Annotated in this window: 12 protein-coding genes; 4 read left to right on the plus strand and 8 right to left on the minus strand. The window is 67.4% G+C overall.

The annotated features are described in order from the left end of the window. Positions 1-17 precede the first annotated feature (17 nt). From poxB to EX20_RS12085, 3 genes are all read right to left on the minus strand, one after another. Positions 18-1,739, minus strand: coding sequence for a ubiquinone-dependent pyruvate dehydrogenase (poxB, locus tag EX20_RS12080; RefSeq protein ID WP_034193693.1), 1,722 nt, complete (start codon positions 1,737-1,739; stop codon positions 18-20). 220 nt (positions 1,740-1,959) lie between these two features. Further along, positions 1,960-2,082, minus strand: coding sequence for a hypothetical protein (locus tag EX20_RS33160; RefSeq protein WP_257786196.1), 123 nt, complete (start codon positions 2,080-2,082; stop codon positions 1,960-1,962). A gap of 29 nt (positions 2,083-2,111) precedes the next feature. Continuing rightward, positions 2,112-2,612 (minus strand): Lrp/AsnC family transcriptional regulator, encoded by a 501-nt coding sequence (locus EX20_RS12085; RefSeq protein WP_011881271.1) that lies wholly within the window; start codon positions 2,610-2,612, stop codon positions 2,112-2,114. Between the two features lie 188 nt (positions 2,613-2,800). On the opposite strand from EX20_RS12085, the gene EX20_RS12090 reads away from it, so the two are divergent. Continuing rightward, positions 2,801-3,817, plus strand: a complete 1,017-nt coding sequence (locus tag EX20_RS12090; RefSeq protein ID WP_011881270.1) for a 1-aminocyclopropane-1-carboxylate deaminase — start codon at positions 2,801-2,803, stop codon at positions 3,815-3,817. Positions 3,818-3,871: 54 nt separating this feature from the next. On the opposite strand, the gene EX20_RS12095 is transcribed toward EX20_RS12090, so the two are convergent. From EX20_RS12095 to EX20_RS12110, 4 genes are all read right to left on the minus strand, one after another. Next, entirely contained in the window at positions 3,872-7,261 is a 3,390-nt protein-coding gene (locus EX20_RS12095) for an ATP-binding protein (protein WP_034193694.1), read from the minus strand. A 93-nt stretch (positions 7,262-7,354) separates the two neighbouring features. Next, on the minus strand, positions 7,355-8,029 hold the full coding sequence (locus tag EX20_RS12100; protein ID WP_011881268.1) for a response regulator: 675 nt from the start codon (positions 8,027-8,029) through the stop codon (positions 7,355-7,357). A gap of 334 nt (positions 8,030-8,363) precedes the next feature. Continuing rightward, on the minus strand, positions 8,364-8,552 hold the full coding sequence (locus tag EX20_RS12105) for a hypothetical protein (RefSeq protein ID WP_085954502.1): 189 nt from the start codon (positions 8,550-8,552) through the stop codon (positions 8,364-8,366). 116 nt (positions 8,553-8,668) lie between these two features. Then, positions 8,669-11,734, minus strand: coding sequence for an ATP-binding protein (locus tag EX20_RS12110; protein ID WP_034193695.1), 3,066 nt, complete (start codon positions 11,732-11,734; stop codon positions 8,669-8,671). A 640-nt stretch (positions 11,735-12,374) separates the two neighbouring features. Here EX20_RS12110 and EX20_RS12115 point away from each other — a divergent pair. Genes EX20_RS12115 through atsR form a run of 3 tightly spaced genes read left to right on the plus strand, consistent with a single transcriptional unit; the run spans position 12,375 to position 15,623 of the window. Beyond that, the gene (locus EX20_RS12115) at positions 12,375-13,250 is read left to right on the plus strand and encodes a response regulator (RefSeq protein WP_014724356.1); all 876 of its coding nucleotides are present in this window, start codon (positions 12,375-12,377) and stop codon (positions 13,248-13,250) included. 48 nt (positions 13,251-13,298) lie between these two features. Further along, a complete protein-coding gene (locus EX20_RS12120; protein WP_011881265.1) occupies positions 13,299-13,799 on the plus strand; it encodes a putative pterin-binding protein in 501 nt (166 codons plus the stop codon). 9 nt (positions 13,800-13,808) lie between these two features. After that, complete coding sequence (atsR, locus tag EX20_RS12125) at positions 13,809-15,623, plus strand: hybrid sensor histidine kinase/response regulator AtsR (protein WP_011881264.1); 1,815 nt, start codon at positions 13,809-13,811, stop codon at positions 15,621-15,623. A gap of 17 nt (positions 15,624-15,640) precedes the next feature. Here atsR and EX20_RS12130 read toward each other — a convergent pair whose 3' ends face one another. Beyond that, a complete protein-coding gene (locus EX20_RS12130) occupies positions 15,641-16,060 on the minus strand; it encodes a secondary thiamine-phosphate synthase enzyme YjbQ (protein WP_034193696.1) in 420 nt (139 codons plus the stop codon). Between the last annotated feature and the right edge of the window lie 2 nt (positions 16,061-16,062).

Genomic DNA, 16,062 nt, shown 5'->3' on the forward strand with positions numbered 1-16,062 from the left:
CGCCCCCACCCCGCCCCTCAGCGCAGATTTGTCCGCGCGAGTTCCACGATCTCGTCGCCGCGACCGCTCAGGATCGCGCGCAGCATGAACAGGCTGAAGCCCTTTGCATGCGCGAGTTCGATCTTCGGCGGCATCGCGAGCTCGTACTTCGACGTGACGACGTCGACGAGCGCCGGCCCGTCGTGCTCGAACGCGCTGCGCAGCGCTTGAGCGACGTTCTCCGAATGCTCGACGCGCACGCTGAAGATCCCCGCGCCTTTCGCGATCGCCGCGAAATCGGTCGCGCTCAGATCGACGTTGGTGTCGAGATAGCCGGCGGCCTTCAACTCCATCGACACGAAGCCGAGCAGGCTGTTGTTGTACACGACGACCTTGATCGGCAGATTGAGCTGGCGCGCGGTCAGCAGATCGCCGAGCAGCATCGACAGCCCGCCGTCGCCGGACAGCGACACCACCTGCCGCCCCGGATGCGCGCCCTGTGCGCCGAGCGCCTGCGGCATCGCGTTGGCCATCGAGCCGTGATTGAACGACCCGTGCAGCTGCCGCTTGCCGTTCATCGTCAGGTAGCGCGCGGCCCATAGCGTCGGCGTGCCGACGTCGGCCGTGAAGATCGCGTCCTCCGCAGCGATTTCGTCGACGAGCTTCGTCAGATACTGCGGATGGATCGCGCGGCCCGGCGGCTCCGGCACGGCGAGATCGTCGAGGCTCTTGCGGGCGGCCGCGTAGTGCTTCAGCGCGTTCTCCAGGAAGTGCCGCTGCGTCTTGCGCGTGAGGCGCGGCAGCAACGCCGCGATCGTCTCCTTCACGGTGCCGACGAGCCCGAGCGCGAGCGGGGCGCGGTGGCCGAGCTGCGAGCCCTTCCAGTCGATCTGCGCAATCTTCGCGTGGGCCGGATAGAACGGCCGATACGGAAAGTCGGTGCCGAGCATCAGCAGCGTGTCGCACGACTCCATCGCGTGATAGCCGGAGCTGAAGCCGATCAGCCCCGTCATCCCGACGTCGAACGGGTTGTCCCATTCGACGAACTGCTTGCCGCGCAGCGCATGCACGACCGGCGCGCCGAGCATGTCGGCGAGCGCGACCACTTCGTCGTGCGCGCCCTGCGTGCCGCTGCCGCAGAGCAGCGTCACCGCGTCCGATTCGTTGAGCAGCGCCGCGAGCCGGTCGAGATCGGCGTCCGCGGGGAGGATCGACGGCGGCGCCGATACGCTCCACGATGGCGGCTCCTGCGGGCCGTCGCCGAGCGCAATGTCGCCCGGCAGCACGATCACCGCGACGCCGCGCTCCTCGATCGCGGTGCGCATCGCGCGCGCGAGCACGCGCGGAAACTGCGACGCGTTGGTTACGAGTTCCGCGAAATGGCTGCACTCGCGGAACAACTCCTGCGGGTGCGTCTCCTGGAAGTAGCCGAGGCCGATCTCGGTCGACGGAATGTGCGCCGCGATCGCGAGCACCGGCTGGTGGTTGCGATGGCAATCGTACAGGCCGTTGATCAGGTGCAGGTTGCCCGGCCCGCAGCTGCCGGCGCACACGGCGAGACGTCCGGTCGACGCGGCGTCCGCGCCGGCCGCGAATGCCGCGCTTTCCTCGTGCCGCGTGTGCATCCAGCGGATCGAGCCCATCTGGGCGAGGCTGAACGACAGCCCGTTCAGGCTGTCGCCCGTCACACCCCAGATGCGCTCGACGCCCGCTGCCGCCAGCGTCTTCGCCAGGTATTCCGCCATTGTTTGTCCAGCCATGGTGCCCTCGCTCGTTGATGGTCGTCGCACGAATGAATGATCCGGCTCGCGGCGGCACCGGCCGCCGCCGGGTCGAGCATACGCGAACGCCCAATTACGCGTCGTGACGGTGCGTGCGGGCCGCCGGCATGCGGCGGCGGCGTGATGACGGGCCATGCGGCGCTGTCGCGGCGGCCGGGCGCGGACGGCGTTAGCGTTGCGCGGCGGAAGCCACGCCGCGCTATATCGGCAACGCGTGCGTCGACAGGATTTCCTTGAGCACGATGGACGAGCGGTCCTGGCGCACGATGGTCGTTCCGTCGCTGTCGCTGTCGCTGTCGCGGCGGGCGGATGCGGGCGGCATTCGCACCGCGCGGCGAACGTCACGCGCCGCTATATCGGCAGCGCGTGCGTCGACAGAATTTCCTTGAGCACCATGAACGAGCGCACCTGGCGCACGCCGGGCAGATACAGCAGTTGCTCCGCATGCAGCCGATTGAAGCTCTCGTTGTCGCGCGTGCGGACCAGCATGAAGTAGTCGAATTCGCCCGTCACCACGTGACATTCGACGCATCCCGACACCTTCTGCGCAGCCTTCTCGAACGCGGCGAACGCTTCGGGCGTCGAGCGGTCGAGCACGAAGCCGATCACGACCAGCATCCCGGCGCCGAGCGGCTTCGGGTCGAGCAACGCAACGATGCCGCGGATCAACCCCATCTCCTTGAGCCGCTCCACGCGCCGCAGGCACGCCGGCGCGCTCAGCTTCACGCGCGCGGCGAGGCGCACGTTCGAGATCGACGCGTCCTGCTGCAGTTGCTTGAGGATCGCGCGGTCGATGCGATCGAGCGCCGGCGCGGCATCGACGGGCGACGCGCGACCACGAGTTAATTTCATTGCGCCTCCTGGCGTTTTTACGAATCAGAATTGCTCCACGCATTGCAGTTTGAACGATAACGTAGGCCAACGCCCATTTACTTCGCAAGCTCATTTCTCGCGCTCTTGCCTATCATTTTTCGATCAGCGCGCGGCACAACACGCATCACGCCTCCGCGCTTCCGCCCACCGTCCTTCGGAGCCCGTCGATGAACCTGCAACGTTTTCCCCGCTACCCGCTCACGTTCGGCCCGACGCCGATCCAGCCGCTCAAGCGCCTGAGCGCGCACCTCGGCGGCAAGGTCGAGCTGTATGCAAAGCGCGAGGACTGCAACAGCGGTCTCGCGTTCGGCGGCAACAAGACGCGCAAGCTCGAATACCTGATCCCCGATGCACTCGCGCAAGGCGCCGACACGCTCGTGTCGATCGGCGGCGTGCAGTCGAATCAAACGCGCCAGGTCGCGGCCGTCGCTGCGCATCTCGGGATGAAGTGCGTGCTCGTGCAGGAGCACTGGGTCAACTACGACGATCCGGTCTACGATCGCGTCGGCAACATCCAGTTGTCGCGCATGATGGGCGCCGACGTGCGGCTCGTCGCCGACGGCTTCGACATCGGCATTCGCCGCAGCTGGGAAGATGCGATGGAAAGCGTCCGGCAGGCCGGCGGCAAGCCCTATCCGATTCCGGCCGGCTGCTCCGAGCATCCGCTCGGCGGGCTCGGCTTCGTCGGCTTCGCAGAGGAGGTGCGCGAACAGGAGGCGCAGCTCGGCTTCCGGTTCGATTACGTCGTGGTGTGCTCGGTGACCGGCAGCACGCAGGCGGGGATGGTGGTCGGCTTCGCGGCCGACGGACGCGCGGATCGCGTGATCGGCATCGACGCATCGGCAACGCCCGAGCGCACGCGCGAGCAGATCACCCGCATCGCGCGGCATACGGCCGAACTGGTCGAACTCGGCCGGCCGATCGCAGACGCGGACGTCGTGCTCGACACGCGCTACGCGGGCCCCGAGTACGGGTTGCCGAACGACGGCACGCTGGAGGCGATCCGGCTGTGCGCGCGTCTGGAAGGCGTGTTGACGGACCCCGTCTACGAAGGCAAATCGATGCACGGGATGATCGACATGGTGCGTCGCGGAGAATTCGAGCCGGGATCGAAGGTGCTGTATGCGCATCTCGGCGGAGTGCCCGCGCTGAGCGCCTACGCGGAGATCTTTCGCGACGGCTGAGCGGTGCGAGGCGCGTCGTGTCGCGAGCCGCCGACACGTCGCGCCCCGCTTGCTTCACGCGGGCTCGCTCCCTGCTCCCGAGCCGGCTGCACGCAGACGTTCGGCCGACCGCTCGATGGCCGCGCGGCACGCCGGCCATGCCGCCCGCAGCGCAGCGGTTCGGCCCTGCGAGAAGATCCGCTCGGCATGCGCGCAAGCGGCGCCTGCCACGGTATCGCCCGCCAGCGCGAAACCGCCGCGCATCGAATGCAACTCCACGCGGATGCGCTCGACGTCTCCGCGCGGCAGTGCGTCGTCGATCAATGCCAGAGACAGCAGCGTCGCGGTCCGCAAATTCTCGCGGATCTCGTCGGTCATCGGCGGTATCGGCCGGTCGTCCGAGTCGGCAGAATCGGTTGAATCGGCCGTAGACGACCGGGCCGCCGCAGCGTGCCTCGCGTGCCGCGTCAGCACCGCGTCGAGCGCATCGATCGACAGCGGCTTGAGCACCACTTCCACCGCACCGGCCTGCGCGCAGCGACGACGGTCTTCGTCGGTCGCATGCGCGGTCATCGCGATCACCGGCACCTTCGCACCCTGTTCGCGCAGACAATTCGCGAGCGCGAAGCCGTCGAGTTCGGGCATGCCGAGATCGGTCAGCACCACGTCGAACGGCTGCGCGAAAAACGCGCGCATCGCTTCGATGCCGTTCGACACCAGCGTCGCATCGCAGTGCAGCGCGTCGAGTTGGTCGCGCAGTAATGCGCGGCTCGCCGGATGATCTTCCGCGACGAGCACGCGCAACGGCATTTCGACGTCGGCGCTGCATGCCGGTGCCGGGGGCTGCACCGGTGAGAGCGCCGACGTGCGGGCATGGGTTTCTATCGGTTTGGGAGTCGCTGCGGGGCGGCTCGTTGCATTCGTAGGTGTGGCAGCGGCCCTCGTTGCGGCCGCCATTGCGTCGGCTCCGGTTCTCTTGGCTTCTGTTCCGCTGGCTCCGGGTGCCTCGGTCCCGGTTGCCTTGGCGTCAGCCGCCTCAGCTTCCGTTCCCGTGGCCCCAGTTCCATCGGCTCCAGTTCCGTCGACCCGAGCCGCGTCGGCTCCCGTTACCTCAGCCTCAGTTGCCTCAGCGCCGGCCACCTCCGCGCGACGCGCCCCGGCCCCTTTCGCGCCGCTCGCCCTTGCATCAACCGCTGCGCGCCCCCGCAACGGCGCATCGGCCAGCGGCAGCGATGCCGTAAACACGGCGCCCGCCCCCGGCCGGCTTTCGACCGTCACGTCGCCGCCCATCAGCCGTGCGAGACGCCGGCACAGCGGCAACCCGAGCCCCGTGCCGCCGAAGCGCCGGTAAATCGACGCATCGGTCTGCACATAGACGTCGAACAACGTCGGCATGCTGTCCGGCTCGATGCCGATGCCCGTATCGCGCACCACGATTTCCACACCGCGCCCCGGCACGGCTGCCGGCAGCGCTTCGACCGTCACGCTGCCATGCTCGGTGAACTTGATCGCGTTGCTGACGAGATTCGAAACGATTTGCCGCACGCGGGCCGGATCGCCGACGTACCCGTCGCCGAGCCCGGCCGCGATCACGCATTCGAGCCGCAGATGCTTCGCGTCCGCGAGCGCACGAAAAATCGCCGCAACTTCGTGCAGCACCGCGCGCAAATCGAACGGAACGGCTTCGAGCGCCATCTGATTCGATTCCGCCTTCGACAGGTCGAGCACGTCGTTGATGGTGTGCAGCAACGCATCCGACGACGACATCACCGTCTGCAACCGCCGCCGTTCCGCCAACGGCAATTGCGCGCGCGCCATCAATTCGAGATTGCCGACGATCGCGTTCAGCGGCGTGCGGATCTCGTGGCTCATCGTCGCGAGGAACGTCGATTTCGCCTTGTTCGCATCCTCGGCCGCGGTGCGCGCCTCCTTCAGCTTGTCTTCGGTCAGCTTGCGCGCGGTGACGTCGGTCAGCGTGCACAGCAGCACGTCGACGCCGTGGAACATCGTCCGTACGACCTGCAATGCCAGATAAACCTTGCCGTGGTCCGCTTGCTCGACCGCCAGTTCGTGCTGCATCACGTCGAGCCTGCCGTCGCTGGCCGCCGCGCGCTCAAGGTACGCCTGCCAGATGCGCTTGCCGAGCCGCTGGCCGCCCGCGCCGCCGTCGTACGCGCGCACCGCGTCGTTGTGCACCATCGTCTCGCCGTCCGCCGCCGACAGCAGCAACAAACCCGCGGGCGCATGACGGGCCAGCGTGCGGTTGAACGCCTCGCTCTCGATCAGGCGGATCGCACGCCGATGCGCGGGGCGCAGCGCGCGACGATCGAACAGCACGATCGCCGACCACAGCAGCACGATCCCGAGCAGCGCCGCGCCGAACGTGATGCCCAAGCCGACACGCATCTCCCGCACCATGCTGCGCCACGAGAAGCTCGTCATCATCACGAGGCCTGTGCCCGGCAGGCGATCGTAGACGACGAAGCGCGCGCCGACGCGCCGCACCGCGACGTGATCGCCGAGCGGCGCGCGCGCGTCGTGCAACGCGCGCTCGATCATCGACCGGTCGCGCTCGCGTCCGAACACGATGTCATGGCGCGCGTCGACGATCGCAACGTCTTCGTCGTCGGAACGCGGCGCCATCACGTCGTCGACACGATGCAAGCCGTTGATCACCAGCCAGCCGAACGGCCGGCCGGCCGCATCGTCGAGCCGGCGCGCGAAGCGCATGACGACCCGGCCCGACAGCGGATCGAGGCGTCGATCGAACACGAACGGACGGCTCTGCATCAGCGTCTTCTGCCGCGCGATGCCGGTCGGCATCAGCCCGTCGATCAGCGTGTGCAGGTCGGTGCCGGGCTCGAGCGTGTGCGCGCGCGGCACGAGTTCGGTGCCGAGCACGGCCAGAAACGGCGCATCGAGCCCGATCAGATAGCCACCGAGCGGTTCGCCGCCGGACACGAGCGCCGGCGGCAGCACGTGCCCGGATCGATCGTCCTGCCGGACCAGACCGAACAGCGCGCCGAGATAGCGCGCATACGATGGTGCGGGACGATCCGGCATGAGCCGCGCGAGCGCGAGCAGCGTCTCGCTGCCGTCGCCGTTGCTCGCACCCAGCACGCCGCCGGCAGCAGAGAATTGCGCGAGCGCATCGGCAGACGGCCGCGCGCCCTGATTCCACAGCTGCTCGATCCTGCCGCCATAGGTCGCGAGCACCATGTCGGCCATCTCCAGCGTGCGGGAGAATTGCGCCTTGCGATAAAGGAACGTCAAACGGGCCTGCGCGCGATAGTCCTGCACGTCGAGCCGCGTGACGAGCAGCGCGCACATCAGGATGAACAGCGTCACCGCGAAGCCGCCGCCGTACAGCAGCAACTGCTGGTAGCGACGCGCGCGGCCGGGCTCGAACGGCTTGCGCCCCGCATTCGCGACCTGACTCGCGATGCGCTTCAGCTCGGCTGGCATGGGCGCTCCTTTACGCTGAACCGGAAGCCGAAGCCGAAACCACCGGCCGGGATGCGCCGCCGAATCGGCATCGTCGCAGCACGCATGCGGCGACTACGCATCGCTTACGGGTGCATCCGCCCCGCCCGCATCCGGAAGCTCGCGTTCGCTCGCATAGCGAATCAGGTCCGCGTCGCGCACGATGCCGAGCTTCTTCATCGCGCTCGACTTCTGCGAGCTGATCGTCTGCTTGCTGCGATGCAGCTGGACGGCAATCTCACCCACCGTCAGCCCGGCCCCGTACAACCGCACGACCTCGATCTCGCGCGCCGTCAGCGTCCGCGCGCCGGTCGGCGCTTCGGTGCAGGTCAGCAATTGCTTGACGACGGGAGACACATAGTTCGCGCCGACGTAAGCCGCATGCACCGCGCCCACCAGATGCGAAATCGCGTCGGACTTGCTGAGGATGCAGCCGACGCCCTGCCGTTGAATCGCATGCAGCACGCTCGGGTTGTCGATCATCGTGATCGTCACGAGATGCAGCGCCGGATAGCGCCGTTGCAGAAACGACAGCAACACGAGCCCATCGCCGTACTTGCCGCCCGGCATCACATAGTCGACGACCAGCACGTCGGCCTGCTGCGCGTCGAGCATTTCCACCAGATCGGTCGAATTCGAGACAGTGCCGAGCAACCGGATCGTGCTGCTCCCAGCGAGCGCCTGGGACATCCCGAGTGCTGACGCCGGATGATCGTCCGCCACCAACACTCGCACAAAAAATTCATCCATCTGCGTTCTTCTCCCGATACAGGCGCTCGACCTGCGATGTCGCACAATGCGTCGCAATTCGAATCGATTCCGCAACACGGTTCGTGTTACGGCCTTCGGCGGACCGAGCGGCGCGCGGTCCAATTCTAAAATAACGGGTGCGCCGCGCTTTGCGCCAACCGCACCTCGCGGCCTGCCGCAGCGAGGATCGCCACACGAACCCGTCGCGAGGCGAGATGACCGCGCAGGGCGTTGCGCCACGATCCGCCGCCGCTCGACGCTCGCGCAAAACCGATCGGCGGCGCCGACGACGCCGTCGATCCAACGTGCTGCGCGACACGATCGCCAGCAGTCGCTAATGTCCGGACACCGGCTCGTCCGGCTGCCCCGCTCGTTCGCCCGCGGCGTGCTGCCACTCGGCAATGACGCGCCGCCGCTGCGCCGGCGACATCATCATGAATTCGTTCAGCCTGGTCAGGAAATCCCGACGGGACTTCTCCGGCAACGTCGCGAACGCAAGCAGCAGCCCGAACACCTTTCCCATATAGCGCACGGCCGTACCCTTCCTTCAGTCGAAATCACACCGCACCCGCACGACGCGGCGTGTCTGCCTTCGATGATCGACGCCGACGGTCTGTGCCGCCGTGACGCGTCGGTTTCTTATCTTCCCGACATATCCGCGGTTGCCCGCGCCTTACCAACCACACAACGCTCGTTCATTGCGCCCACCAGCACACCGATCCCGCGCCGGCGTGCGATCCGCGTCAGACTGCGGCGCAGATCGGCGAGCATCACCGGCTTCGTCAATACGCAGTCCACCTTCACCGCGGCATAAAGCCTGGCGTCGTCGGGGCCCAGATGGGACGCGACGACGATCACGTCGCACGGCAGCGCGCGCGCATGGACGGCTTCCACCAGCTCCCGAGCGAGCATGTCGGGAAGCTCCGCGGCGATCAGCAGCACGTCCCAGTCGCCGCGCGCGAGCATGTCGAGCGCGGCCGCGCCGGACGACACGCAGTCGAACGGACTGCCGAGCACAGCCAGCTGCTCGAGGAAAATCGAGCCGTTGATCGCGGCATCGTCGGCGACCAGCACGCGCGGCAACGACTCCGCTGGCGCCGTCGCAGCCGCGTGCGGATCGGCAATCGGCGCATGCGGCGACTCGCCGCCGGCCCTCAGCGTGCGCTCAAGCGCCATGCGCAGCCCGTTCACCGAGTAGCTCGATACGCGAATCGTGCGACCAGCGACATCCGGTTGCAGCGGGCCATCGGGCGTTGCCAGCACGATCGGCGTGTCGTGCCCGGCCCGGTCCAGTTCGTCGCGCCGCCATCGGTCGGCATCGCCGACGAGCACCAGCGCACGAGCGCGCGCGACGAGCTCGGCCGCGATCCCGACCGGGCTCGCGTGTACCGCGACATCGAAACCCCATGCGCGCAGATGCGCGGACGCGAACTTGCGCCAGGCCTCGTCCTGCGACACGACGAGTACCACGTGGCCGCGGCTCGCGTCGAGCGGGCGTGTCGGCGCGATGTCGGCCTGCAGCGGCAGATGAACGCTGAAGACGCTGCCCACCTGCGGCGTGCTGTCGACCGACAACGTGCCGCCCATCGCCGTCACCAGCCGATCGCACAGCGCCAGCCCGAGCCCCGTGCCGCCGTAGCGGCGCGTGATCGATGCGTCGACCTGCGAGAACGGCTTGAACAAACGCGCGCGTTGCGTGGGCTCGATGCCGATGCCGGTGTCCTCGACGCTCAGTTCGACCTCGGGCACGCCGCGCGCATCGGGCCACACTGCGACGCGCGCGGCGATATGGCCTTCGCTCGTGAACTTGATCGCATTGCTCAGCAGGTTGCCGAGCACTTGGGCGAGCCGCGTCGGGTCGCCGCGCATGCGCTGCTCGACGCTCGCGTCGATCTCGACGAACAGCGGCAGCCCTTTCGCCTTCGCGATCGGCGCGAACGCGGCGAGCTGCTGCTCGATCACCGCGATCAATTCGAACTCGATCGACTCGACCGACATCGCGCCGGCCTCGATCTTCGAAAAATCGAGGATGTCGCTGACGATCGCGAGCAGCCCCTCGGCCGACGCGCGCAGCGTGCGCACGCGGCTCTGCTGCGACGCGTCGAGCGCGGTGCGCTCGAGCAGCTCCAGGTTGCCGAGGATCACGTTCAGCGGCGTGCGGATCTCGTGGCTCGTCGCCGCGAGGAACGACGACTTCGCCGCGTTCGCGGAATCCGCCGCGCGCACCGCTTCCTCCAGTTGCTGCACGAGCCGGCGCTGGGCGGTCGTGTCGGTGAATACGGCAATCAGCACGTCCTCGCCCTGATAGCGCGCCGCGTGCGCGATGATTTCCAGATGCAGCGGCGCATCGCCGTGAGCGTCGACCGCGAGCTCCGTCACCAGCGTGCGGCCGCGCCCGCCGTCGGCGACGAACGCGTCGTATCGCTCGAGCACGCGGGCCGACAGCGCGTGGTGATCGCCGCCGTGCGGCAGCAGCATCTGCACGAGCGCGTCGCTCGCGAGCATCACGCGCCGGTCGGACAACGACACGAGGCCGATGCCGACCGGCGCCATCGCGATCACGCTGCGGCACAGCGCTTCGCTGTCGAATACGCGCGCGGAGCGCGCGTAAACCGGCGCGAGCACGCGCCGGTGAAAGCGTACGAGCAGCAGCCACATCACGGCGATCGTCACGAGCGTCGCCGCGGCGAGCACCGCGGCCTGCACGCCGACGCCCAGGACGACGTCGCCCCACGACAGCACGTACGCGACGGTCCAGCCGGTCGTCGCGAGCCGGCTGCGAAATACGATCGAGCCGCTGCGAAACAGCGGCTCGCCGAGCGACTCGTCGCCGCGGGCGACGTCGAGCGCGAGCAGGCGCGCGTTCAGCGCGCCGGTGTGCTCGACGGCCGGGTCGATCGCGATGAGCCGGTTGTCCGCCGACGCCACGAAGAACCGGCCGGCCAGGCCGCGATCCGGCAGCCACGACAGCAGGTACTCCGGTGCGTATTCGGTGACGAGCACCGCGAACGCGCCGCCGCCCGCGCGGGCCTGGGCGGCGATGCGGATGCGCGAGCGGCCCGTCACTGGGTCGACATAAGGCGGCAGCCAGCGCACGCTCGGCCGGCCATCGCTCTGCGCGGGCATCGGCCCGTCGAAATCGACGTGCAGCGCCGCGAGCAATTGCGCGCGCGTGCGCGCGGTCGCGAGCGCCGGGTGATCGCGCGCCGGGCGCGGCACGATGCCGAATACACCGGTACGCGTACTGTAGTGATAGCCCTCGACCGTGCATGCGCGATTGTCCGCACTCGTCGCGCACAGATGCGGCAGCATGAACGACAGCGCCAGATAGCGCGCGACCTCGTCACGCTGCGCGGTCTGGCCGGGCACGCCGACCACGAGCGATTGATACGGTGTGACCGCGAGTTCCTGGCCGTGTGTGAAAAAAGTGTCGACGACATCGGCAGGCGCCGGCGCCGTCTCGCTCCAGATCAGCTGCGCATTCATCACGTCGTTGACGAATGCGGTTTCGGCGACCTGCAGCTCCTCGGCGGTCTCGTCGACGCCGTTCAGGAAATTGCGCCGCTCGGCGTCCAGATAGCCGTACACGATCGACGAGATGCCGAGCCCGCAGGCGATCAGGATCAGGATCGTGACGACGATGCCGCCGCCGAACATCGAAATGCTCTGATAGCGGCGAATGAACTGGAGCGTGCTGTTTTGCATGGCGCGACGTGACGACGCCCGGGCGGCGGACTCGCGGCGCAACGGCGGCCGCGCCCGGCATGTCGACGGATAGATTCGGATGACGAATGCCGATCATGCCAAATGACGACGCGGAAATCCGTCGCGGATTATCCTTTTAGTACACGTACGACTCGTTCGAACGTTCGTTTTGAACTTGAACGATATTTCGTCGTCAAGTCGCCGGTGGGGCGGATCGGACGGGACCGATCGCGTGGTCGAATCGCGCGCGCACGCGCGTCGCTGCGCGTCACCGTGAACGTCGGCGAAGAATGCGTACTGCGAAGCGCACGCCGGCGCACGCGGCATGCGGTGCGCGCGCAGCGGGTGTGCGCGCGGCGGGGCGAATACAATTCACCTACGCCGACACGCAGTCCCAGCTTTTCTCAGGCTCTCTCAGGCTCTCTTCGGATTGTTTTGTCACCTGCGCAACGCACGGCTTCGCCGTGCCGATCGGGTCGACGTTCGGACTCCAAACATGACGCAACAAACAATAGTGACGCGGTGGGCAATAATAATCGAGATAAATGTCATGTCAAGGCGTATCTCGAATTAAAAGTTTGCATACCACGTCACTTTTGAATATGCTCTCGGTCGCTCAACCGCAGGAGACCCCTTCGAGATGTCCAATAGCGAGCAGGTCAACGTCGATCTCATCACCGCGACCAAGGTGCGCGATCTGCTGACGCGCAACGGTGTTCCGCCGCGCAGCCACAACACGACGATCGCCAACGTGCTGGGCCTCAGCTTCTCGGTCGTCACGCGCAAGATGAAAGGGCTGATCCCGTGGAACCTGTCGCAGCTGCAGGACATCGCGACGCACTTCGGCGTGCCGCCCGCGATCCTGCTCGACGACAAGGGTACGCAGCCGGCCGCCGCCGAGATGGTCGATGCGACGCTCGTGATCGCGTCGCGCCGCTTTCGCTGCCGCGCCGCGATCTCGGCGAAGGCGAGCAGCCAGATCGACACCGATTTCGTCGCGCTGCAATGGCAGGGCGAATGGATCGTCACCGAACGCGAGCACGCGCGCGAAGGCCGCACCTATCCGGTCGACGTCATCGAGCTGCGCTCGAGCCAGCCGACCGTCTATGCGGCGCGCATCGCCGTGGTCGACGATTCGGTGGACGTGGCCGAGACGGTGTGCGAGTACTTCCTCGAAAAGGGCGTCAACGCGATTCCGTACCACGACGGCGCATCGTTTCGCAAAGCGCTGGAAGTCGAGGATTTCGACGCGTACATCCTCGACTGGATGCTCGGCGATCAAACCGCCGCCGAGCTCGTGCGCGGCATTCGCTCGAGCGAGAACGGCGACGCGCCGATCTTCCTGCTGACCGGCAAGATCTCCACCGGCGAAGCGAGCGAGGACGAGATCGCGCACATCGTGTCGCACTACAACGCGCGCTGCGAGGAGAAGCCGGTGCGCCTGCCGATCCTGTTCGCCGAAGTGGCGCGCGAACTGAAGATCACGCTGCCGGCCGCCGCCGCGCCCGCGAACTGACATCCGGCGCAAGCCGGCCCTCACGCGAACCCGCCCCAAGGAACAGCCATGCGAATCTCGACCCTCTGGATGAAGACCCTGCTCACGGCCGGCCTGCTCGGCATGTCCGTCGTGTGCTGGGCCGCGTCGTTTACGTTCACCGTCGACGGCGACATCGGCCGCAGCAACCAGCCCGGCAAGACCACCTACGTGTTCTCCGAGCAGGCGCTGATGGCGCTGCCGCAGTACACGATCGTCACGTCGACGAGCTGGACGCCGAAGGCGTCGTTCACCGGCCCGCGCCTGTCCGACGTGCTGAAGACGGTCGATGCGCACGGCACGCAGATCGAGTTCCGCTGCATCGACGAATACACGTTCACGATTCCCGTGTCGGACGCCGACAAGTACGGCGTGATCCTCGCGCGCACGATGAACGGCAAGGTGCTCGGCAACGACAACTACGGCCCGTTGTGGATCATGTACCCGCGCGACGACTATCCGGACGAGCTCAAGACGCCGCTCGGCGAAGCGAAGTTCGCATGGCAGATCATCGGCCTGACCGTGAAGTAAGCGCACGACATGATGCGCGGGCAATGGAAGAACCGTAAGCTCATCCTGGTCCTCGGATCGCTGTGGCTGCTGGGCTTCGCGGCGTGGGCGTTCCTGTTGTGGGACCTGCTCGCGACGTCGGTCAACGAGGGCGTGCTCGAAGGCCCGCGTGAAGGCGTGTTCTGGACGGCCGCGCAATACCGCAACGCGTATACGCGCTTCGAGCGTCAGCTGATTCTCTACGCGACGCACGAGGACGACGACTTCGATCGCGTGCAGATGCAGCTCGACAGCCTGTCGGTATCGTTCGGCTTCCTGCAGCGGCCGTCCGAAGTGTCCGAATACTGGCTGCGCATTCCGCGCGCACGCGACGAGATCGCCGAGCTCGGCGCCTTCATGGCGCGCCTCAAGCACGACGTGCCGCTGCTGCGCACGGCGCCGCACGACGACGCACGCCGCATGATCGACGACGTCAACACGTACTGGCCGAAGGTCAACGGCCTCGCGAACTACTTCCGCGCGATCGAGATGGCGCAGCGCGACTTCACGTTCCATCAGCTCAAGGAACGGCAGCGCGCGATTCTCGCGCTCGGCATCATCCTCGGCGTGATCCTGTGCGCGCTGTTCCTGCTGCTGTTCTACACGATGCGCACGCGCGACAACCTGCTCGCGCGGCAGCGCGCGGCGCTCGATGCCGAACGCAAGGCGTCCGAGCGTGCGTTCGAGATGATCGAGGCGAAGAACGCGTTCCTCGGGATGGTCAGCCACGAACTGCGCACGCCGCTGCAGGCGATCTGCGGGTCGATCGAGATCCTGCTCGCGCGGCCGCAGTCCGACGCCAACCTGAAGACGATCCGGCGGCTGCAGAACTCCGCGTCGTCGCTCGAGGCGCTCGTCAAGGACCTGACCGACTACATCAAGCTGCGCTCGACCAAGCGCCTCGCCGAAGCCGAAACCGTCGGCATCGCGTCGTTGCTCGCCGAGGTGCTCGATCCGTTGCGCGCGAAGATCGCGGCGAAGCGGATCGCCGTCACGCAGCGCGTCGAGCCGCACGATCTGGCGATCCGCTCGGATCGGAAGCTGTTGCGGCAGGTGCTGTCGAACCTGATCGAGAACTCGGTGAAGTACACCGTCGGCGGATCGGTCGACGTGTCGGTCACGCTGGTCGACGCGCCGGCCGGGCGGCAATTGAAGCTGGTGGTGCGCGACACCGGCGCGGGCATCGCGCGGCAGCATCTGCCGAAGATCTTCGAGCCGTTCTACCGCGCGAACGACGCGGTCGGCCTGCACGTCGACGGCATCGGGATGGGGCTCGCCGTCGTGCGCGAAATCGTGACGACGCTGCGCGGCCATGTGGACGTGCGCAGCGTCGTCGGCGAAGGCAGCGAGTTCGTCGTGACGCTGCCGGCCGAGACGCCCGACGCCGGCGACGCGGCCGGCGACATGCCCGCGTGGCCCGCCGCCGCCGCGCATCGCAACCGCCGCGCGCTGGTGGTCGACGACAACGACAATGCGCGCGAAACACTCGGCGCGATGCTGTCGGCGCTCGGCATCGACGCCGATCTGTGCGGCACCGGCCACGAAGGCGTCGCGCGCTTCGGCGACGCGCATTACGACCTGGTCGTGCTCGACCTCGAGTTGCCGGACCTGAGCGGCTTCGAAGTCGCGCAGCGCATCCGCGCGGTCGCCCAGCCGGACGACGACGGCAGGCTCGTGTCGATCGTCGGCGTCAGCGCGTACGAGGCGGCGGCGCTGCGCGAGAACCCGCAGGCATTCGATGCGTTTCTGCCGAAGCCCGTGCATCTGCACGAACTCGGCGCGCTCGTCGACACGCTGTCCGGCTGACGGCGGTACGCCCGCGCTTACTCGCCGATCAGATGCAACACGATATCGCGCCGGTGCGCCGCACGGCGATGCTCGAACAGGTAGATGCCCTGCCACGTGCCGAGCACCATGCGGCCATGTTCGACCGGGATCGACAGCTGCACCTGCGTGAGTGCGGTGCGCAGATGCGCGGGCATGTCGTCGGATCCTTCGGTGTCGTGCTCGTAACGCGTGTCGTCCTCGGGCGCGAGCGTCGCGAAGTAGCGTTCGAGATCGCGCTGCACCGACGGATCGGCATTCTCCTGGATCAGCATCGATGCCGACGTGTGGCGGCAGAACACAGTGAGCAGGCCGGTGCGGATCGCCTGCTGGTCGACGAACGCACGCACCTGCGGCGTGAATTCGACGAGGCCGCGGCCGCGCGCTTCGACGGCGATGTGCGTGATGGTCTGTTGCATGT

This window comes from Burkholderia sp. WP42, from assembly GCF_000745665.1.
Taxonomy (GTDB): Bacteria; Pseudomonadota; Gammaproteobacteria; order Burkholderiales; family Burkholderiaceae; genus Burkholderia; species Burkholderia vietnamiensis.